Annotated in this window: 17 protein-coding genes; 5 read left to right on the forward strand and 12 right to left on the reverse strand. The window is 62.9% G+C overall.

Going from position 1 to position 19,903, the window contains the following annotated elements:
- The first annotated feature begins 85 nt into the window (after positions 1-85).
- Positions 86-1,246: a M20 family metallopeptidase gene (locus GA0071312_RS02860; protein ID WP_238947067.1), complete on the forward strand. Its 1,161-nt coding sequence runs from the start codon at positions 86-88 to the stop codon at positions 1,244-1,246.
- A gap of 236 nt (positions 1,247-1,482) precedes the next feature.
- A complete protein-coding gene (locus GA0071312_RS02865; protein ID WP_238947068.1) occupies positions 1,483-2,352 on the forward strand; it encodes a CPBP family intramembrane glutamic endopeptidase in 870 nt (289 codons plus the stop codon).
- Between the two features lie 118 nt (positions 2,353-2,470).
- On the opposite strand, the gene GA0071312_RS02870 is transcribed toward GA0071312_RS02865, so the two are convergent.
- The gene (locus GA0071312_RS02870) at positions 2,471-3,016 is read right to left on the reverse strand and encodes a Crp/Fnr family transcriptional regulator (protein WP_165603940.1); all 546 of its coding nucleotides are present in this window, start codon (positions 3,014-3,016) and stop codon (positions 2,471-2,473) included.
- A gap of 67 nt (positions 3,017-3,083) precedes the next feature.
- On the opposite strand from GA0071312_RS02870, the gene GA0071312_RS02875 reads away from it, so the two are divergent.
- Positions 3,084-3,662 (forward strand): Spy/CpxP family protein refolding chaperone, encoded by a 579-nt coding sequence (locus GA0071312_RS02875; RefSeq protein ID WP_074443538.1) that lies wholly within the window; start codon positions 3,084-3,086, stop codon positions 3,660-3,662.
- Positions 3,663-3,708: 46 nt separating this feature from the next.
- On the opposite strand, the gene GA0071312_RS02880 is transcribed toward GA0071312_RS02875, so the two are convergent.
- The 11 genes from GA0071312_RS02880 to GA0071312_RS02930 form a co-directional block, all read right to left on the reverse strand.
- Positions 3,709-5,823: a copper-translocating P-type ATPase gene (locus GA0071312_RS02880; RefSeq protein ID WP_083204252.1), complete on the reverse strand. Its 2,115-nt coding sequence runs from the start codon at positions 5,821-5,823 to the stop codon at positions 3,709-3,711.
- Between the two features lie 515 nt (positions 5,824-6,338).
- Positions 6,339-8,408 (reverse strand): acetate--CoA ligase family protein, encoded by a 2,070-nt coding sequence (locus GA0071312_RS02885; protein ID WP_074443539.1) that lies wholly within the window; start codon positions 8,406-8,408, stop codon positions 6,339-6,341.
- On the reverse strand, positions 8,405-8,782 hold the full coding sequence (locus GA0071312_RS02890) for a Zn-ribbon domain-containing OB-fold protein (RefSeq protein WP_074443540.1): 378 nt from the start codon (positions 8,780-8,782) through the stop codon (positions 8,405-8,407). Before GA0071312_RS02890 ends, GA0071312_RS02885 begins: the two co-directional genes overlap by 4 nt.
- 2 nt (positions 8,783-8,784) lie before the next feature.
- Positions 8,785-9,936 (reverse strand): thiolase family protein, encoded by a 1,152-nt coding sequence (locus GA0071312_RS02895; RefSeq protein ID WP_074443541.1) that lies wholly within the window; start codon positions 9,934-9,936, stop codon positions 8,785-8,787.
- Positions 9,937-10,037: 101 nt separating this feature from the next.
- Positions 10,038-10,733, reverse strand: coding sequence for an RraA family protein (locus GA0071312_RS02900; protein ID WP_074444167.1), 696 nt, complete (start codon positions 10,731-10,733; stop codon positions 10,038-10,040).
- A gap of 65 nt (positions 10,734-10,798) precedes the next feature.
- The gene (locus tag GA0071312_RS02905) at positions 10,799-11,845 is read right to left on the reverse strand and encodes a LacI family DNA-binding transcriptional regulator (RefSeq protein ID WP_238947069.1); all 1,047 of its coding nucleotides are present in this window, start codon (positions 11,843-11,845) and stop codon (positions 10,799-10,801) included.
- Positions 11,846-11,882: 37 nt separating this feature from the next.
- Positions 11,883-13,409, reverse strand: a complete 1,527-nt coding sequence (locus tag GA0071312_RS02910; protein ID WP_074443542.1) for a tripartite tricarboxylate transporter permease — start codon at positions 13,407-13,409, stop codon at positions 11,883-11,885.
- Positions 13,406-13,855 carry a tripartite tricarboxylate transporter TctB family protein gene (locus GA0071312_RS02915; RefSeq protein ID WP_083204255.1) on the reverse strand — a complete coding sequence of 150 codons (450 nt, stop codon included), beginning with the start codon at positions 13,853-13,855 and terminating at the stop codon, positions 13,406-13,408. The genes GA0071312_RS02910 and GA0071312_RS02915 overlap by 4 nt, the downstream gene beginning before the upstream one ends.
- A complete protein-coding gene (locus tag GA0071312_RS02920; RefSeq protein ID WP_074443544.1) occupies positions 13,852-15,027 on the reverse strand; it encodes an alpha-hydroxy acid oxidase in 1,176 nt (391 codons plus the stop codon). Before GA0071312_RS02920 ends, GA0071312_RS02915 begins: the two co-directional genes overlap by 4 nt.
- Before the next feature lie 13 nt (positions 15,028-15,040).
- Positions 15,041-15,970, reverse strand: coding sequence for an NAD(P)-dependent oxidoreductase (locus GA0071312_RS02925; RefSeq protein ID WP_074443545.1), 930 nt, complete (start codon positions 15,968-15,970; stop codon positions 15,041-15,043).
- 77 nt (positions 15,971-16,047) lie between these two features.
- Positions 16,048-17,007: a Bug family tripartite tricarboxylate transporter substrate binding protein gene (locus GA0071312_RS02930; protein ID WP_074443546.1), complete on the reverse strand. Its 960-nt coding sequence runs from the start codon at positions 17,005-17,007 to the stop codon at positions 16,048-16,050.
- Positions 17,008-17,707: 700 nt separating this feature from the next.
- On the opposite strand from GA0071312_RS02930, the gene GA0071312_RS02935 reads away from it, so the two are divergent.
- Complete coding sequence (locus tag GA0071312_RS02935) at positions 17,708-18,583, forward strand: beta-keto acid cleavage family enzyme (protein ID WP_074444169.1); 876 nt, start codon at positions 17,708-17,710, stop codon at positions 18,581-18,583.
- Between the two features lie 713 nt (positions 18,584-19,296).
- Entirely contained in the window at positions 19,297-19,638 is a 342-nt protein-coding gene (locus GA0071312_RS19525; protein WP_131817687.1) for a hypothetical protein, read from the forward strand.
- Positions 19,639-19,903: the final 265 nt, after the last annotated feature.

Below are 19,903 nucleotides of genomic sequence, written 5' to 3' on the forward strand. Positions count from 1 at the left end.
GGATCGGCCCCTTCGCAGGGGCGGCGCAATCGCTTATTCACGAAGCCGTCCGTTTCACCCTCTGCCGAAGTCCGGAAGGTCTGTCATGTCCATCGATCCCAAATCCGCCGTCAACGCCTTCGATGATGAAGCCCGTATCGCCCGCATGGTGGAGCGGCTCAGCGAATGGGTGCGGGTCGAGAGCCCGACGCGCAATGCCAATGCCGTCAATGCGATGATGGATGTGCTGGTCTCGGGCATCGACGAGAGCATCGCCACGGTCGAGCGGGTGCCGGGGCGCGACGGGCTCGGCGACAGCGTCATCCTGCGCGCGGGGCCGCAGACCAACGAGAAGCCGATTCTTGTGCTGTCGCATCTCGACACGGTGCATCCGATCGGCACGGCGGAGAAGGACAATCCCGTACGCCGCGAGGGCGACCGGCTCTACGGGCCTGGCGTCTACGACATGAAGGGCGGCGCCTGTCTCGCCCTCGAGGCCTTCATGGAAGTGGCCCGGCGCGGCACGGCGAAGCGCCCGCTCGTCTTCCTCTTCACACCCGACGAGGAAATCGGCTCGCTGACCACGCGCGGGCTGATCGAGGAGCTCGGCCGTCATGCCGAGGCGGTGCTCGTCACCGAGCCGGCCCGCGAGGGCGGCAAGATCGTCACCTCGCGCAAGGGTGTCGGCCGTTTCGACGTGCATATCGAGGGCCGTCCCGCGCATTCGGGCTCGAAACACGCGGAGGGCCGCAACGCCATCCACGAGGCTGCGCGCCAGATCTCCGTGATCGAGGCGATGACCGATTACGAGCGCGGCGTCACCACCACCGTGGGGCTGGTCAACGGTGGCACGGCCATGAACACCGTGCCGCAGCATTGCCGCTTCTCCATCGATCTGCGCGTCGCCACCGTGGCTGATGGCGAGGAATTCGCCGAGAAGATCATGGGGCTCGTGCCGCTCGCCCCCGATTTCAAGGTCACCGTTACCGGCGGCATGAACCGCCCGCCCTTCGAGCGCACGCAGGAGGTCGCGCAGATCTTCACGCTCGCGCAGGAGATCGGCAACGAGATCGGCCTCGACGTGCAGGAATGCCCGCGCACCGGCGGCGGCTCCGACGGCAATTTCACCGCCATCTTCGGCGTCCCCACCCTCGACGGCCTCGGCATTGATGGCGACGGCGCCCACACGCTCCAGGAATACGCCCTGATCTCCTCGATCGCCCCGCGCGCCAAGCTGATCGCTTCCTTCCTCGAACGGATCGGCTGACACAGCGGCGCGGCTGCGCATCGGCACGTGCTGCCGCGCATTCTCGCGCGGTGGCGCGGCCCCGGGCGCGACGAGCCATCCGCTCGCGATTGATCCAGATCAGCGCCAAGGCGGCAACGACATGCGATGACATCACGGCATTGGAGCGCGTTCCGAGCTGACGCAATCAGGCCGGACGCTCCCAGTCACTGGAAGGCGCTTCATTTTCCGTCAGCCGGTATCCAGCTGAGGGAATGATGCTCTCGCCCGGATTGCGGAGTCTGTTCGATGCCGACCGGACCACGTTCCCCTTCATCGACGGATATACCGAGCTCGGCTCTGATCCCCTTCATCTTCGTGACTTTCCTGATCACCTGGGGCTGACGGGGATCTACGTCCTTGCACCCAAGATAGCCGCCGATGCCTTCGGCGAGATCAGCGGCTCACACCCGTTCTTCCTTCTCGCGACATGGGCGCCGGCTGTTGCAAGCTTCCTGATCATCGCCCGCCATGCGGGCCGATCTGGCATACGCGCCTTTCTCGCGCGGCTGCTGATATGGCGCGGATCGTGGGGCTGGGCAGCATTCATGCTGATCCTGATGCCGCTCGTCTTCATGGCGGGCTCGCTGATCAAGGGCGGGCCGTTGCTCGCGCGCCTGCCGCCCGGGGGTGCGGGAGCGGCCGTGGCGGTGATGTTCATGATGCTGTTTCTCGGGCCCGTGGAGGAATTCGGCTGGCGCGGCGTCATGCAACCCCTGCTGCAACGCCACATGGCGCCGTTCTGGGCGGGCATCCTCATCGGCGCGACATGGGGTTTGTGGCATCTGCCGGCCTTCTTCCTTGCCGGCGTGGTCTTCGCCAACTGGAACTTCCTGCCCTTCTTCATCGGCAACGTCATACTCGCGGTTCTGATCACGCCGATCTTCAACCATATGCGGGGCAGCCTGCTCTGGCCGGTCCTGTTCCACTGGCAGCTGATCAACCCTTTCTGGCCCGATGCACAGCCCTGGGACACGTGGATCCTGGTCGGCGTGGCGGTGATCGTGGTCTGGTGGAACCGCAAGACCATGTTCAGCCGCGTTGGCGCGGTGACTGTGGTGATCCCGGAGACACGCGCAAGCGTATGAAACGGCCAGCCTGTCCACGCACCGATGCGGACGATCATGCCATTGAAATATCGGTATGATCTCGGGAACAAGGCCTGATCGGAGTGCGCGATTTTCTCTGGAGGCGGGGCGCGTTCAGTCAGGATCGGCCTGCCGGCTTCTTGCGCCTTCTGGCCATCTCCCGGTAGAGCGCTTCGCGGGTGACCCCGAGTTCCGCAGCCAGCTCCTGCAATCGACCGCGCTCGGGAAAGGCGTTGCCCTCCGCCAACCAGGCGTCGAGGCGATCCGCCAGACGCGGAAGTGAACGGATTTCCGCTTTCAAACGTGCGCCCTGAAGGGCATGCGCGAGGTCCATCGCAAACGCGTTTGCCAGCTCGGAATTGCGTGTCATTTCGGTCCGGAACCAGCGTCGGGGGATGACCGCGACTTCGGCATCGTCGAGCGCCTGCGCATCACAATGATAGGCCGGCGACCAGACCGACGCCTCCGCCAGCATCATGCCCGGGCCGGCAATGTGCAGGAAGAGCGGTGCGCCGCTCTCGCGATTTCGACGAACGAGAACAATCCGGCCCGCACGTACCAGGAAGATTGATTGCACCGGATCACCGGTAAGGAAAAGCCTCTGGCCGGCTGGAAGCGCCTGCGTCCGGGCTTCGGAGAAAACCTGGTCGAGAATGCGTGACATGATCCTGATCATACGCGTGAAAGTGCGCAAGGGATAGAACGCCATCAGATTGACCTGGAGGTACACCATGCTTCGCGTTGCGATTCTGCTCGGCGCCCTGGCCATTCCGTTTGCTGCATCGGCCCAGCACGGGGGGCATTCCCCTTATGCCGGGATGGAAACGCGGGAGATCAAGAGCCTGTCGGAAACCGATATCGAGGAATTGCGCCGCGGTGGAGGCTGGGGCCTGGCGCTCTCGGCGGAACTCAACGGGGTCCCCGGGCCGGCTCATCTGCTTGAGCTGCGCGACGAAATCGGCCTCTCGGGAGAACAGGTGACGGCAATCGAGGCGATCTTCGAGGCAATGCAGGCTGAAGCACGTCTTCTCGGTGAGCAACTGATCGACGCGGAGATGGCGATCGAGGATGCGTTTCGCAATGATGACCTTGATGAGGATACGTTGCGTGAATTGATCGAAAACGCCGAAACGGTCCGTGCCGAACTGCGTTTCGTGCATCTGTCGCGTCATTTGTCGACGCCGCCGCTTCTGACTGAAGAGCAGATTGCCACCTATAATCGCCTGCGCGGATATGGTTCGGATCCGTGTGCGCAGGTGCCGGAAGGCCATGATCCGCAGATGTGGCGTCGCCATAACAACTGCGATTGAGCCGGCGAGGCGGCAATGATCCGCGCAGGTCTTTCCCGCTGCCGCGTCAGATCTTCGTGCGGCGCATGAGCTGGGCGTTGATGGCGACGACGACCGTGCTGGCGCTCATGAACAGGGCACCGACGGCTGGTGACAGGACGATACCCCATGGTGCCAGGACGCCGGCAGCGGCGGGGAGGGCGAGGATGTTGTACCCGGCCGCCAGCCACAGGTTCTGTACCATCTTGCGGCGGTTGAGCCGGCTCAGGCGCAGGATCCGCACGACATCGAAGGGCTGGCTCCTGACGAGAATGATCCCGGCCGACTGAACCGCGACATCCGTTCCGCTGCCGATCGCGATGCCGACATCGGCACGGCTGAGGGCAGGGGCGTCGTTGATGCCGTCCCCGACCATCGCAACCTTGCGGCCCTGCTCCTGAAGCGCGCGAATCCGGTCATCCTTGTTTTCGGGCAGCACGCCGGCAAACCATTCCTCGATGCCCAGATCCTCCGCGACCGCACGGGCCACATCCTCGCTGTCGCCGGTCATCATCACGACGCTGATGCCTTCCTCGCGCAACCGCTGCACGGCTTCCCGGCTGTCCTCGCGGGGGCGATCGGCCATGGCGAATGCGGCGAGGACGGCCTCGTTCCGGACGAGATAGACGACCGTATGCCCCTTCTCGCCCTGGTCCTGCGCGAAGCTGTAAAGTGTCTCGCCTGGCTCCAGATCGAGCCCGTCCAGCATGTTGGGGCCGCCGACACGCCATTGGGTGCCATCGATTTCGGCGCGCACGCCGCGCCCCTTGCTCGCCTCGAAGCCCGAGGCGCGTGGCACGTCGCGTTCTTCCTCCTCGGCGGCGCGGCGCAAGGCGCGGGCGATCATGTGCTCGGAATCGCCCTCTACGGCCGCCGCCAGCGCGACAGCCCGGTTCCGATCCAGATCCTCGGCGGTTTCGATGGCGACCAGGGAATGCTCGCCTTCGGTCAGCGTGCCGGTCTTGTCGAAGACGATGGTGTCGAGCGTCCGCGCTTCCTCCAGCGCCATGCGGTCATGCACGAGGATGCCGGCCTTGGCGCCCATCGCGGTCGTGTTGGCGAGGACGAGCGGCACGGCCAGCCCCAGTGCATGCGGACAGGCGATGACAAGGACGGTGGCCACCCGCCGCAGGATCGAAATATCCCAGCCGAGCACGAACCACCAGGCGATCGCCGTCAGCACTGCGACGCCGATCGCGACATAGAACAAGGCTGCGGCGGCGCGATCGGCCAGCATCTGGCCGCGAGACTTGGCCTCTTGCGCTTCCTCCACGAGCTTCATGATCCCCGCCAGCGTCGTCTCGTCGCCGACGGCCCCCACTTCGATCCGCAAGCTGCCGTCCCCATTGACGGTTCCACCCACGACGTCATCGCCGGATTTCCTGGGAACGGGCCGGGATTCCCCCGTGATCATGGCCTCGTCGACCTCGGATTCCCCCTCGCTGATGGAGCCATCGACCGGAATACTGGCACCGGGGCGCACGAGCACCAAATCGCCTTCGCGCAGTTCGGAGACGGGGATCTCTTCGGTCTTGCCGTCTTCGCCCAGACGTTTCGCCTTGTCGGGGAGAAGCTGTGCCAGCTTGTCGAGCGCGCCCGATGCCTGGCGCACACTGCGCCTTTCGATCCAGTGCCCGAGCAGCATGACGTCGATCAGCGTCACCAGTTCCCAGAAGAAGGCCTCGCCCTTAAGCACGAACACGGTCGCCATGCTGAAAACGAACGCAACCGTGATCGCGAGCGAGATCAGCGCCATCATGCCGGGTTTGCGCGCGCGCAGCTCCGACCAGGCCATCTGGAGGAACGGCAACCCGCCAACGACGAAGACGATCGTCGAGAAAACCGGGCCGACCCAGCCGTCACCCGGGAATGGCGGCAGGCTGAAGCCGAGCCATCCCTGCAGCATCTCGCTGGTCAGGAGAACGGGAATCGACAGGGCGAGACTGATCCAGAACCTGCGCCGGAACATCTGCTCGTGTCCGGAATGATCATGAGAGCCATTGTCATGATCGCCACCATCATGGCCGGAATGACGTTGCGCGGGGCGATCGCTCTGCGAACGATTGCCGGCTTGCTCCTGCGCGGCCTGATCCTCTGCCGCAGGGACGCGATCATGCGTTTCGTCGTGGTTGTTCCGGCTCATCGGAATCCTGCCCGGTTGCTGTGCAATGCAAGTCGTGGCTTGCGCGTGAGCGACAGCCCATGCCCTGCCCGGCACCTGTCGGCATCGGGCGCGACGGGTCAGGGGATGTCATGCCGAACGGGCCAGTCTTTGCTGATCGAAGCGCCCGGAGCCCTTCACGATTCTGCGGCTGCCGTATTTCGCGGTATGACAACTCCCGAGTTTTCAGAAAGTTCTGCGGCTTCATCATACGAGGCTCCTGGACCTGACTCGCAACTCACAGCCCGTGCGCATACGAGGGTCGTTATGCCGGAAAGGCCGGCAAGGGGCTGGTGGCGCGAATCCACCATGGTGAAAGATTATCGAGCCACATCATGCAGGCCGCGCCTCGGTAGCCGGGAGGCTGGCGGCGAAGCTTTCGCAGGGAGAGACCGGACCGATCATCGCGCCGCGCAACCCGTGATGTGGCTTTCCACCCGCAAGTGACGACATGCGACGTTGTTCAACATGACGTGTGCCGTGCTTTGGCTGTGCGATCAGCTCGCCACGCATTCCTCGACCAGTGCGTCCACCGCGACCAGACCCTCGGCATCCGCGATCAGCGGGTTCATGTCGAGGGATCGAATGCGGCGATCCTGCATGATGGCGCCAGCGGCCATGACTGCTTCGACGACACTTTCCCGATCGATCCGGATGCGTCCGCGGATCTCTTCGAACATCGGCGCAAGGCGCAGCTTCGCGAGTTGCGCTGCCACTTCTTCGCGGGTGAAGGGCGGCAGCAGGAGGATGTTGTCGGGCATTGCCTCGACGAGTTCACCGCCATCGCCGACCATGACGACAGGGCCGAAATGCGGGTCGATATGGCCACCGATGACGAGTTCACGCTCGCCGCGCACCATTTCGCCGATCAGGATCCCGGAGATCTCCCAGCCGCCGGCTTTCACCCGGGCCGTAATATCGTCATAGGCGCGCGCGACATCCTCCTCGGTGGAGAGATGTGTCCTGACGAGGCCATGATCGCTCTTGTGGGGGATTTCGGCCGAGCAGGCCTTGAGCACGACCGGGCCGCCATTGCTGCGCAGAAATGCGAGCGCCTGATCGAGGTCCGAACACAGCCGCCTGCGCATGCAGGCAATACCGTATTCCTCCAGGATCGCGAGGGAGCGGCTTTCATCCAGAACACGGGACGCGCGATCGGGGAGCGCTTTCGGGACAAAAGCCTCACGCGATGCCGCAGCCGCGATCTGCTCATGGTGGCGCGTGAACCGGCCAAGCGCCGTGACCGCCTGCTCGTCTGTCGGGAAACAGGGTATGCCCAGTTCGGTGAATGCGGCGCGCACCTTCGGCTGGGGAATCGCCGCCACGAGGGGTATTGCGAACCGATCGACGAAATCGCGCGCATCCCGAGCGAAACGCGGATAATCATAACCCTCGCCGCTCACCGGAATGCCGACGATCAGGGCGTCGACGGCATCGTCCGCACCGAGCGCCGGCAGCACCTGGCCGAACAGCCCGCTATTGCTCAAAAGCGCTGCGGTGATATCGATGGGGTTCACGGTTGCGGCGAATTCGGGAAGGATCTCGCGAAGGTTCGCGACAGTCGCGTCACCCAGCCGCGCAAGCTGGAATCCCTCCCTCTCCGCAGCATCCGCCGAGAGGACGCAGGTCGCTCCCGAATTGCTGACGATCGCCAGATTGCGCCCGCGCGGCGGCGCGGCCTTCAGATAAAGTTCGGCGCAATCCACCAGATCTGCCGTTCCCGTGGCACGCCAGATGCCGATCTTCTCGAAGAACGTGTCCACCAGACGGTCGGAGGTGGCGATCGCGCCGGTATGGGATGCCGCGGCGCGGCGCCCGTCATCCGAACGCCCCGATTTCACGGCGATCAGGCGCACGCCGCGCGCATGCGCGAGACGCGCCGCCTCGGCCAGATTCGCTGGATCGGAAAGGCTTTCGAGATAGAGCAGGACGAGCCTGATATCGGGGTCCTGAACGACGGAAATCGCCAGCTCCGAAACGGTGACATCGACGTCGTTACCGGTCGAATGGACATGGCGGACACCGATCCCGCGCTCGCGCAGCAGGCCATAGGGAACGACGCTCATGGCGCCGCTCTGGCTGATGCAGGCGACCGGACCGTCGGCGGGCGCAGCCTCCAGGAACATCGTCGCGAAGGACAAAACCGCACCATTGCCGAAATTCGCAACGCCGAGGCTGTTGGGCCCGATAAGACGCATGCCGGCCTTGTGCGCGATGGCGCGCATCTCCTGTTCGAGCGCCTTGCCGGCAGCGCCGGTTTCGCCGAATCCGCTGGCCATGATCACCGCTGCGCCCACCCCCAGCTCGGCGCAGGCCGCCACGGCTTCCTTCACCGCAGCGCCGGCCACGGCGATGATCGCCGCATCCGGTGTCTGTGGCAGATCGGAAACGGATTTGTAGGCCTTGAGCCCCTGCACTTCCGTGCGGGCCGGATTGATCGGATAGATCTCACCCTGAAAGCCGAACATGCGCATGAAGCGAATGGGGCGTCCGCCGATCTTGTTGGGGTTGTCCGAGGCGCCGATGATCGCGACGGAGGCGGGGTTGAGCAGGCGGTCAATCGTCATCGGTCTTCATCTCCGGTTGCGGTGAATTGCAGAAGATAGGCCTCGCCGCGTTCCGCAAACGACAGTTCCACATGGTCACCGACTGCGATGCCAGGGCTGCAATTGCCCATCACACGCACGCCCTCCTCGAGATCGACGAGACAGATCCCGTACGGCACGCGCGCGCGGTATTGCGGGTCGGGGGCGATATGGGCCACGGTGATGGCAGCGACGACACCGCGCCCTCCGGCGCGCACCGTTGAAGGGTCCGGGGCGCCGCAGCGCGGGCAGAAATCGCGCGCGAACGCTTCCAGTGCCCCGCATTCCGAACATTTGAAAAGACGCAGCTCGCCCTTGCGGCAGCCTTCGCGATAGAGATCCTTGGCGGTGCCCATTCTCATTCTCCCTGCAAGACCAGACTGACGTGGGACGAGAGCACACCGCCATCGGCGTGAACGAAGCCGCGTGATTTTCCGGCAAGCTGCCGGTCACCCGCCTTGCCACCGATCTGACGCGCGATCTCGGCGATATGCGCCAATCCCCCCGCGACCCCGGAATGGCCGAAGGAGAGCAGCCCGCCATGCGGATTCAGCGGCAGGCCGCCGTCGCGTCCGTAGAGCCCGGCGCGCAGATCGGCGGCCGCCTTGCCGCGAAGCGAGAAACCGATCTCCTCGAGCAGGACGCAGAGCGTGATCGTGAAGGAATCGTAGATCCCCAGAATATCCACCTGATCCGGTCTGATCCCGGCCTGCGCGAAGGCCCGCTGCGCCGCATGGCGCGCGCCGTAATCCGACACATCCGTCGCAGCGCTGATATGCTGGTGCTGATGCGCCTGCCCTGCCCCGGCGATACGCACAGCGCCCTCCCCCGCCACCTTGCCGATGACCAGCGCCACGGCACCGTCGGAGATCGGGCAGCAATCGAGGAGCTTCAGGGGCGTCGCGATCGTTCTGGATGCCAGCACGTCCGCGACCGTCACCGGCTTCGTCAGATGCGCATCGGGATGCGTGGCGGCGTTGTCGCGCATGAGCACGGCAAATTCCGCCAGATCCTCTTCGCAAACGCCGTAGGCGGCCATGTATTGTGACGCAAGCAAGGCGTAATAGGCCGGAATGGTCGCGCCGTAAGGCACTTCATGGAGTGCATGCCCGACCTGCGCGAGCGTCGAGATCGCCCCTTCACGCCCGCCAGGTGCAGTGAGCCGGTTCTCGCCGGCGACGACCAGAACACGCTCCGCCGTTCCCGATTCGACGAGCATCCTGGCGAGCATGACCAGCGCCGCGCCGGTCGCACCACCGACCTGCACGCCATGGCAGTAAATGGGTCTGACACCGAAATGCTCCGCAAAGAGCGTGGCGAGCATCAAATGCGGCATCGCGGTCGAATAACCGGTCAGGACCGCATCGATCGCCGGGCGCGCGGTCCCGGCATCCCGGACAGCTGCCTCGGCAGCCTCGCTCATCAGGGACAGCGTATCCGTACCCTCGAGCCGTCCGAATCGTGTGCTGCCGATGCCCTGGATGAAGGCTGCGGGTCTTGCATCTGCCATACCGGATTTTCCCTTCGGACCAGGCTGCGTCCTGATTGAGGCGATCGGGCGAGGGCTCTGCGGACAAAGCCTCGAAGCTCAGCGCGGGATTTCGCCGTGTCTCACGTGCGCGCCTTCTCGAAGGCCGCCCACGCTTTTTCGAATGCGGAGAAGTCGAAATTCGGGGCGCGCGCCGGGCCGAGGACGATTTCCTCGGTTGCCTGCATCTTCGCGATGGCCTTCGGCAGTTCCGGCAGCACGTCGTCGGGAATGACGAGGGCGCCATGGCGGTCGGCGTGGATGAGCTCGCCCGGGTGGATGGTCAGGCCGAAGACCGTCACCGCGCCCCCGATTTCGCGAACATGGACGAAGGCGTGGCTGGGGCCCACGGAGCCGGCAATGACGGGAAAGCCGTCCGGCAGCGCGTCGAGGTCGCGCATCACGCCGTTCGTCAATGCGCCCCCAATGCCGAATCCCTTGTGGACCGTCGTATTCACCTCGCCCCAGAAAGCCCCGACGCATGCGGGATAATCCACATCCTCGACGACCGCGATGCCGGGGCGCGGCGCTTCGGCCATCATCCTGTAATACGCCATCCGGCGTTCCCTGATGACGCCCGGATCCTCGGCGGGAGGCGTGCGCCCCGCGATCCTCGCGGTGATCGCATGGCCGACGATCGGAGCCGCATTCGCGTGGGACGACAGAACCGTCCCGCGCGTATAACGGTCAAATCCCCGCTTGCCCTGCACGACTTCGATCGCGTTGCAGATTGACGGCGTATCGACGCTCTTCAATGCCGTCATGAGTTCCTGCTGCATTGCCTTGTCCCCCTGCTGCCGTTCCGGGTGCTGCCGGCGCCGCGCGCCGGTGCCCGGTGGTCGATTCATCGAATAGCGTCACCAGCGGTCGAGCGCCTGATGACGAGATCGTTCCTGATCTTTACTTTCGAGACTTCCGCCACCTCCGCGATCTGCGCGGTCAGAATCGCCACCGTCTTGTCGACCATCACCTCGATCGGCTGTCGGACGGTCGTCAGTTCGTAGCTCTTCCAGGATGCGATCGGCACATCGTCATAACCGGCGATAGCGACGTCTTCCGGGATACGAAGCCCAACCTCGAACCGGATGTAATCCATCACCGCGAAGGCCATGTAGTCACTCCCGACGAATATCGCGTCGGGCAGCGTCTTCTCCTGGAAGAGTGTGCGCGCCGCCGCGACGGCCTTGTCGCGCGCATAATCGCCGCCGAGGATTGCGAGCGGCGCGATGCCGGACTCTTCGAGGCCGGCGAGGAATCCGGCGGTTCGGTCGACACCGGTCGAGGCGCCCTGCCAGCCGGCGATATGCGCGATCCGGGAGCGCCCGGTCGAGGCCAGATGCCGCGCGACGTCGCAAGCGCCGCTGTAATTGTCGGAGGTGACCTCGGATACCCGCCTTCCCTGCTGGCTGCGGTTGAGCATAACGATCGGAATCCCCGCAGCCTCACAGCGCCGGGTGATCTTGTCGTCGAGCGATACCGAGGCGGTGACGATCGCATCGACCTGATAATCGAGGAACTCGTCGACAATCGAGCTGACCCTGGACATCGGCTTTTCGGCGAGAAAAACCAGAATATGCAGCCCCTTCTCCTGCAGACGCCGCGACAGGGTCTCGACGAGGATCGAGTAGAACGGGCTCTCCAGATAGGACACGACCAGGCCGATGATCTTGGTCTGGCCGGTATTGAAACTGCGCGCGATGATGTTGGGGCGGTATCCGAGCTTCTCTGCGGCCTCGCGCACACGCGCCGCTGTCGTCGCGGACACGGATGCGCCCTGCCGAAAGGTGCGGCTGACGGCGGACTGGCTGACACCGGCCAGTCTTGCGACATCGATCGAAGTAGCGCGTTTTCCGTTCACCATGCTCTCGGGCCCGAACTCGTTCAGATACATCGCATTTCTGGCAGATGAGCCGGATCGGGACCAGACTTCAGTCATGACGCTGGGTCACATTCCGGTTCCGACCCTTGTCTCGCGCCATCTGCAGCAGCGCGAGAATGATCGGCACGACGATGAGCGCAAGCGTGGCAATCAGCAGCGTCAGGCTGACGGGGCGCGTGACGAAGACATCATAGTCGCCGCGCGACAGGACCAGGGCCCGGCGGAAGTTCTCCTCCAGCATCGGCCCGAGAATGAAGCCGAGCATCAAGGGGGCCGGCTGGAAACCCAGCTTGAAGAGGAACCAGCCAAGCGCCCCGATTGCCGCGACGACATAGACGTCGAACGGGTTCATGCTCGCGCTCAGAGCACCGAATGCGATGAAGATCATGATGGCGGGAAACAGGTAGAGCCGCGGGATCGACAGCACCTTGATCCAGACCCCGATCAGCGGAATGTTGAGAATGACCAGAAAGATGTTGCCCACCACGAAGCTCATCACCAGGCCCCAGAACAGACCCGGTTCCTGGGCGATGAGCAATGGCCCTGGCGCGATACCATGGATGATGAGGGCGCCCAGCATCAGGGCCATGACCGCATCACCCGGAATCCCTAGGGTCAGCGTCGGGATGAAAGCCGTCTGAATGGCAGAGTTGTTGGCCGATTCCGATGCCGACATCCCCTCCAGGGCCCCATGCCCGAATTTCTCGGGATGGCGCGAGATGCGCTTCTCCACCGCATAGGAGATGAACGATGCGATCGTGCCGCCCACACCGGGCAGCGCGCCGAAGAAGCCGCCGATCCCGGCGCCGCGCAACATCGGCGCCGCGGTGGATCGCAGCTCCTTGCGTGTCGGGATCATCGAGCGCCACGTCACCGTGGGCAAGCCCTCCTGCGCGCCCTTCCCGGCTGAGGCGTTGATCACCTCGGTAATCCCGAACAGGCCCATCGCGATCGCGACGAGGCTGATCCCGTCGAGCAGCGAAGCATGCCCGAAGGCGAAGCGCGTGACGCCGGTATGCACATCGGTCCCGATGGTGCCGAGCAACAGGCCGATCACCACCATCACGATGCCCTTCACGCGCGAACCGGTCGACATCGTGCCGGCGGCGGTCAGCGCCAGAGCCATCATCATGACGTAATCGGCCGGCCCGAGCATCAAACCCAGCTGGGAAATGCCGGGTGCCAGGGCAGCAAGGAGCACGAAGCCGATCATCGAGCCGACGAACGAAGCAATCGTCGTGATGAAAAGGGCGAGCCCGCCTTTCCCCTGCTGCGAGAGCGGATACCCGTCGAGGCAGGCGACGGCGGCCGAGGGAACGCCGGGCAGGTTCAGGAGGATCGCCGCCGTCGAGCCGCCATAGACCGTTCCGTAATAGACCCCGGCCAGCATCACCAGCGAGGCCGTCGAATCGATGTAATAGGTCACCGGCAGCAGAAGCGATATCGCCGCGAGAGCGCCGAGGCCGGGTATCACGCCGACGAAGGTCCCCAGCGTCACGCCGGCCAGGCAGTAGAACAGGTTCTCCAGCGTCAATGCCGTCTGAAGACCCAGGGTCACATTGTCGATCAGGTTCATAGCAGACGCCCGAAGAGCCGGAGATTCATGCCGAGTGCGTAGACGAAGATCGCTGCGGCGATCGTTGCCACCGTCACCGACAGGCTGAGTCTTTGAAGAAGCGTGGCGTCACGATGCGCGAAGGAGGCAACGAGGGCCGCGATGAAACTCGCAGGGATCACACCTGCCGGGCGGATCAGGAGCGCGATGAGGATGACGCTCGCAATCGAGAAGACGAAGGCCCTCACTTCGGACCATGACAATGTCACGCCCCCCGCATCCTCGGCATCGGGCACGAAGAAGACCAGGATTCCCAACAGGACAAGCAGAGCCGAGAGCATCTGGGGGAAGAAACCCGGGCCGATCCGCGCAACCGTGCCGAAACCATAGCGCTGCGCGTATAGAAGGACCGCAGCGCCGATACAGGCGATGACCATCCCGGCCAGTCTGTTTTGTCTCAGGATCATGCATGAACTCCACGGTTCAGGGGAGCGGCGCGCTGGAGGACGCCCTCGCAGTGCAGCGCCTCCAGATGCGCCGTTCCCAGCAAGGCCATGTCCGTCAGGAGTTCCCGGCGAATGATGTCGATGACATGGTCGACACCACGCTGTCCGGCGACGGCGGCGCCGTAGAGGAAGGCGCGCCCCGCAAAGACAAATTGCGCGCCGAGTGCGAGCGCCATGAGGACATGCGTGCCGCGCGTAATCCCGCCATCGAAGAAGACCGCGATCCGGTCGCGCGCTGCAGCGATGACGGCTTCGAGGGCTGCGAGCGTCGAGATGGTGTAATCGAGCTGCCGCCCGCCATGGTTCGATACCACGATGGCGTCCATGCCGAGTGCGCAGGCCTCGAGGGCATCCTGCGGATGCAGGATGCCCTTCAGGATCAGCCTGCCGCGCCACCTGTCGCGCAGCCATGACATTGTGCGCCAGGACAGCCTGTCGCGACCGCCACGAAAACCCTGGGGCGGATCTTCGGTGATCCGCGTGCCGATCTCTTCATAGAGGTTGGCGAAACGCGGGATTCCGCGCGTGCGCAGGGTCGGCAGCAAGGTGCCGGCCATCCAGCGCGGATGCAACAGGCCGTCGAGCGCCAGCGAAGGCGTCATCCGGAACGGGATGTCGAAATCCCGTCGCTTGATATTCTCCCGATTGGCCGCCACCGGAACATCGACCGTCACGATCAGATTCGTGATGCCGCAGTTCTCGAGCCGCGTGCAGATGCGATCAATGCGCTCCCTGTCGTCGGGAAAATAGGCCTGATACCAGGCGCCGGGGGCGTGTTTGACCAGCTCCTCCATCGGAACGACCGACGAGGCGCTGATCACATACGGCAAGGCGTTCTCGTGGAACGCCTTTGCGATGAGGACGTCGCAATCATGGCGCATCATGCCGGCGAGACCGGTCGGGGCCATGCCCACGGGCAGGCTGTAGCGCGCACCGAAGAGTTCCGTGGCCATCGAGGGCGCGGACACGTCGCGCAGGATGCGGGAGGTGAATGCGAAGTCGTGGAATGCCGATCTGTTGCGATCGCGGCTGAGCATGTCTTCCGTACCGCCCTGCAGGTATTCCCAGACACAACGCGGAAGCAGCCGTCGCGCGGCCTGTTCATAATCGGAAACCGAGTACATCCGCGACATGACAGCAGCTTTCTCAGACGATGATGTCTTGTTCGAGCAGGGCGCCGTCGAAGAAGCGCACGATATTCGTGGCGGCGTGGACGGCCATGCGCCGGTTAGTTGTGTCGGAAAGCGCCGCGACATGGGGCGTCAGTACGCTTCGCCCATTGTCCGGCAATGACGGGCGCCCCTGCAGCGGCTCCTCTTCGAACACATCCAGACCGACGGCAGCGACATGCCCGGATTCGAGAGCCCGCGTCAGAGCCTGCTCATCAATGAGGCCGCCCCTCGCGGTATTGATGATGATAACACCCGGCTTGCAGGCGAACGGATCGACAAGATAGCGCGTGGCGGGCATCAGCGGCACATGCAAAGTGACGATATCGGCTTGCGCGAGGGCTTGTGGCAGGTCGCTCACGCGTGAGCCGAATTCCGGCTCGGGCGCGGCGACGAGCGCCGGGTCATGATATCCGACATCGCATGCGAACCCGGAAAGCCGCTGCATCACGCCCTGTCCGATCTTGCCGGCGCCGATGACCAGAACCCGCTTGCCGGCAAGATCGGAAATCGTCGGCAGATCGCCGTGCCATTTGCCCGCGCGCACGCTCGCATTCGCCCCGACCAGCCCCTTCAGCGTCGCAAGTATCAGTGCAACCGTATGCTCTGCCACCGCGACGGCATTGGCGCCATTGGTGATCGTCAGCCGGATCCCGCGCCGGCGCAGCGCATCGACATCGACACTGTCATATCCGACGCCATGCCGGGAGACGATCCCCAGACCGGGGGCATGCTCCAGATGATCCGCTGTGAGGGGCCGATACTTGAGAATCGCCCCGGATGCCGTTTGCAACTCTGTCGCGAACCTGTGCGCGTCATTCGATTCCACGACACGGACCTCGAAACGCGGCAGCAGGATATCCAGCCCGCTCTGGTCTATCGGGCCGCAGACAACGATTTTCTCCACGGTGCGCTCCTGGCTGCATCTCGGGAATGGATTGGCCGGCACCGCCTGATGCCGGCCTCGTATCCATCATGTGCCGGTCAGTCGGAGCCTGCCGCGCGTTCCAGCAGCGGGCCGAAGACATCCTCGGCTGTTGCGAGTCGCTCGACGACGGCCTCGTCATCGGTCACGTTCAGGAGAACACCCTGCTCGGCGAGCGCCGCGCGAAGCTCTTCATCCTGCCCGACCACTGCCATGGCCGACCGAAGGCGCTCGACCACATCGTCGGGCGTGCCGGCCGGGGTGACCAGTGTTTGCCAGAACACGGCCTCGAAGAAATCGAGATCCATCGCCTCTTCGACGGTCGGAAGCTCCGGCGCGGCATCGAGCCGGTCCCGTGTCGTGACGGCAATGCCGACCGTGCTCTCCGCCTCGAGGAGCGGAAGCACTTCGAGCGTCGCGGCAAACATCATGTCGATATTGCCGGCGAGCAGATCCTGGCGCGCGGGAGCGCCGCCCTGATAGTGAACGATGGCGAGATCAAGATCGCCGACATCCACCCAGAATTCCGTGGCGAGATGGTTCACGGCGCCGATGCCCGATGTGCCGATGGCATAGGTGTCCGGGTTCTCCCGAATCTTCGCGAGCAGTTCATCCATGGTCGATACTTCGAGCGACGGATGGACGTGCAGGATGAACGCGGAGTCGATCCAGCCGGAAATGTAGGTGAAGTCATCGAGCGTATAATTCACTTCATCCTGGATGAGGTGATTCAGCGCCATGGATACTGCAGCGGCGTAAATCGTATAGCCATCCGGCTCCTGCTCGGCGACCCAGTTGCTCGCCACCGTCGTTCCGGCGCCTGCGCGGTTCTCGATCACGACAGGCTGCCCGAGTTCTTCCGACAGACGCTCTCCGATCAATCGCCCGCTGGTATCGGTCAGGCCACCCGGCGAATAGGGGATGACCAGTGTCACTGGCTGTGTCGGATAATCCGTGGCCCATGCCGCCGTGCTGGCGAGAAGCGCCGAGGCTCCGAGTATGCTCGCGAAAATACGCATCGTTTCCTCCCTTTTTATTCGGCTTGCATGCCGATTGGGCGAAGGATTGACTACGTATGCAAGCAAGTCAATTGCGCAACGAAAGCCCTGTCCGGAGGATGCGACGCGGCGGTGGAGCCGCATCCCGTATCGGGTTCACACCACGCGTCGCAGCGCAGCATGGGCGGTTCCTGATTGTTCACAGGCGGTTTCGCTGCAACGATCGCTGCAATGCAAGGCGCAATCACGAGGGGTTTTGCGCAATATTATTTCGATTTTGGCCATATATGCGAATTCTCGGAATCGCGCATTGGGATCATTCACATATTCGGAGATGAAATTGCTTGAAAACGGCAAGAAAACGCCTTCTTGTGCCGGATTTCGGGTGGTCTCTATCAGTTGATCTGCTTTCCTCGGGTAAAGATCACTTCGAATCGCACCGGGCAGAAATCGCTCTGCTACCGATCTTTATCTGAATGACCTTCGATCCGGAATACCATGTTCGGATTGTGCCGCGTTGCTGCGAAACATATTGCATGGGGATACGCTCCGGATCTTGAGGCTGGAAAAATCCGGTAGCGTTTTGCGCGTGTCCAATGCGTATCTGCCTTGGCGGTCTTTGTGTTTGTTTCGCATAGGCGGTTTGGGCGGATGCGCCTTGGCTTCTGATTGGTCGGATGCATGCTGCTCGTCTTGCATGATTGATATTGGAGACGATGCGATGAGGCCGACGATCCTGAGCTGCGCCGTGACGGGGACGTTTCCGACGCGCGCGCACAACGAGAATCTCCCCGTCACACCGGAGGAAATCGCGGGCGCTTCCATCGACGCCGCGCGGGCCGGCGCCGCGATCTGCCATATTCACGTGCGCGACCCGCAGACGGGGCGCCCGAGCATGGAGCTTGAGTATTATCGCGAGGTCATGCGGCGGATCCGCGAGAGCGACGTGGACCTGATCGTCAACCTGACGACCGGACCGGGCGGGCGCTATGTGCCCGATCCCGAGGACCCGGCCAGGGCCGCGCCCGCCACCACGCTCACCAATGCCCGCATCCGCACCGAGCATGTGGTCGCGCTCAAGCCGGAAATGTGCACCCTCGATCTCAACACGATGTGGTTCGGCGGCGGCGCGGTGATCAACCACCCCGACAGCGTGCGCGAAATGGCGGGTCGGATCTATGCCGCAGGGGTGAAGCCGGAACTCGAGGTCTTCGATACCGGGGACATCAAGCTGGCGAAGGCGCTGATCGCCGACGGCACGCTGCGTCTGCCGGCCCTGTTCCAGCTGGTCATGGGCGTCGACTACGGCATGCCCGCAACGCCGCAGGCGCTGGCCTTCTTCCAGTCGATCCTGCCGCAGGAATGCGAATGGGCGGCCTTCGGTGCGAGCCGCATGGCTTATCCGATGCTCGCGCAGGCCTTCCTGCTTGGCGGCCATTGCCGCATCGGCATGGAGGACACGGTCTATCTTTCACGCGGCGTCAAGACGCCCGACAATGCCGCGCTCGTCGAAAAATCCGTCAAGCTGATCGACCTGCTCGGCGGACGCGTCGCGCGCGTCGCAGAGGCGCGCGAGATCTTGAAACTCGCCGGATGATGCCCGGAATTTGCTGCACTTTATCGCGCGAATGGTCTCTCGGTGCAGGCTCGGCGCCGGAGTGCCAGGTGGACCTTCCGATCGAACAGGGTCATTCGAAAACGCTTGAAGGCCGCTTTCGCATGATCACAGCCATGGTTTAACGGCTCGATGGCGATCTTGCGTTCCGACAAATCAGCCAATGCATTCATTCTCGCACAGATTCTGATCACAGGATTCGGGTTTGGCGCTTCTTGACAAGACAGGCGCGTCCGATGCGCCCCCAGACCCATGGATGACAATGGTGGGCAGATTGCCCCGCCGCAATGCGAAGGTTTTCCCGATCACAAGCACCGTTCGGGGCAAATACCCGTTGATCCGCTGGACTCTTTGAGCGATCTTGCGGCCAAGCTTCAGGACATTCGGGCCATCTTGGCCCAATCAACGGGACCAAGCAATGTTCATTAAGACACGCCGGCTTGCCCACTTGTTATGGCAAGCAACAATAGGACGATCCGGTTTTTTATTTCATGGAAACGACGAGCTATTCAAATCCCTGGCCAAGGATGCAAACGTTTACGGCGAGTATGGCGTTGGGAAATCAACGGTGTGGATTGCCAACAACACTTCCGCGAAAGTGATTGCTGTTGACACTTCAGAAAAATGGATTAATAAAGTAACAAAAAGAACTAAGCGGAGAAAAAATATTTATATACATCACTCTGATCTAGGCGATGTCGGCTTCATGGGGCGACCTAAGAACTATTCAAGGCGCGATTTTTTTTTTCGATTATACAAATTATCTGTGGGATCAAGAAGAAAAACCTGATCTTATCCTGATTGATGGTAGATTCAGAGTCTGTTGCTTCCTGACAAGCCTGAAATTTGCTGAGGAAGGCGCAAAAATCATATTCGATGATTATGTGAATCGACCCCACTATCACGTTGTTGAAAGGCATGTTGCGCGCACTGAAGAATGTGGAAGGCAAGCATTATTTGTTGTACCGCCAAAAGAATGTATTGACCTGCAGGAACTGGATAAGGACATAAATGATTTTCGCAATGTAATGGATTGATATCTGACAACATTCACAGGCAAATCTGGCCCCCAGGCGCACCGGCTCGGTGCCAAGCGGCATCAGACCGCATGGTCAACCTTCTGATCAAACGGAATCAGCCGATACCAGCGCTCATTTCCACACTCGCCGGGATGCCTGCCCTTCCCCACAAGGCAAGGCATCGATGCAACGCGCACCTTCGGAAATTTTTCCTGAACATGCCGGCAGAGAGTGAATGCCCCGCTTGCGCGAAACGGCGACACGGTCGATTGAGAGGGTTCAC

The organism is Saliniramus fredricksonii, from assembly GCF_900094735.1.
In the GTDB taxonomy this organism is placed as follows: domain Bacteria; phylum Pseudomonadota; class Alphaproteobacteria; order Rhizobiales; family Beijerinckiaceae; genus Saliniramus; species Saliniramus fredricksonii.

Bases quoted from the DNA above. Each gene is read 5' to 3' on its own strand.
- GA0071312_RS02860 (WP_238947067.1), top strand. From the start codon at position 86: ATGTCCATCGATCCCAAATCCGCCGTCAACGCCTTCGATGATGAAGCC.
- GA0071312_RS02865 (WP_238947068.1), top strand. From the start codon at position 1,483: ATGCTCTCGCCCGGATTGCGGAGTCTGTTCGATGCCGACCGGACCACG.
- GA0071312_RS02870 (WP_165603940.1), bottom strand. From the start codon at position 3,016: ATGTCACGCATTCTCGACCAGGTTTTCTCCGAAGCCCGGACGCAGGCG.
- GA0071312_RS02875 (WP_074443538.1), top strand. From the start codon at position 3,084: ATGCTTCGCGTTGCGATTCTGCTCGGCGCCCTGGCCATTCCGTTTGCT.
- GA0071312_RS02880 (WP_083204252.1), bottom strand. From the start codon at position 5,823: ATGAGCCGGAACAACCACGACGAAACGCATGATCGCGTCCCTGCGGCA.
- GA0071312_RS02885 (WP_074443539.1), bottom strand. From the start codon at position 8,408: ATGACGATTGACCGCCTGCTCAACCCCGCCTCCGTCGCGATCATCGGC.
- GA0071312_RS02890 (WP_074443540.1), bottom strand. From the start codon at position 8,782: ATGGGCACCGCCAAGGATCTCTATCGCGAAGGCTGCCGCAAGGGCGAG.
- GA0071312_RS02895 (WP_074443541.1), bottom strand. From the start codon at position 9,936: ATGGCAGATGCAAGACCCGCAGCCTTCATCCAGGGCATCGGCAGCACA.
- GA0071312_RS02900 (WP_074444167.1), bottom strand. From the start codon at position 10,733: ATGCAGCAGGAACTCATGACGGCATTGAAGAGCGTCGATACGCCGTCA.
- GA0071312_RS02905 (WP_238947069.1), bottom strand. From the start codon at position 11,845: ATGTATCTGAACGAGTTCGGGCCCGAGAGCATGGTGAACGGAAAACGC.
- GA0071312_RS02910 (WP_074443542.1), bottom strand. From the start codon at position 13,409: ATGAACCTGATCGACAATGTGACCCTGGGTCTTCAGACGGCATTGACG.
- GA0071312_RS02915 (WP_083204255.1), bottom strand. From the start codon at position 13,855: ATGATCCTGAGACAAAACAGACTGGCCGGGATGGTCATCGCCTGTATC.
- GA0071312_RS02920 (WP_074443544.1), bottom strand. From the start codon at position 15,027: ATGTCGCGGATGTACTCGGTTTCCGATTATGAACAGGCCGCGCGACGG.
- GA0071312_RS02930 (WP_074443546.1), bottom strand. From the start codon at position 17,007: ATGCGTATTTTCGCGAGCATACTCGGAGCCTCGGCGCTTCTCGCCAGC.
- GA0071312_RS02935 (WP_074444169.1), top strand. From the start codon at position 17,708: ATGAGGCCGACGATCCTGAGCTGCGCCGTGACGGGGACGTTTCCGACG.
- GA0071312_RS19525 (WP_131817687.1), top strand. From the start codon at position 19,297: ATGTCGGCTTCATGGGGCGACCTAAGAACTATTCAAGGCGCGATTTTT.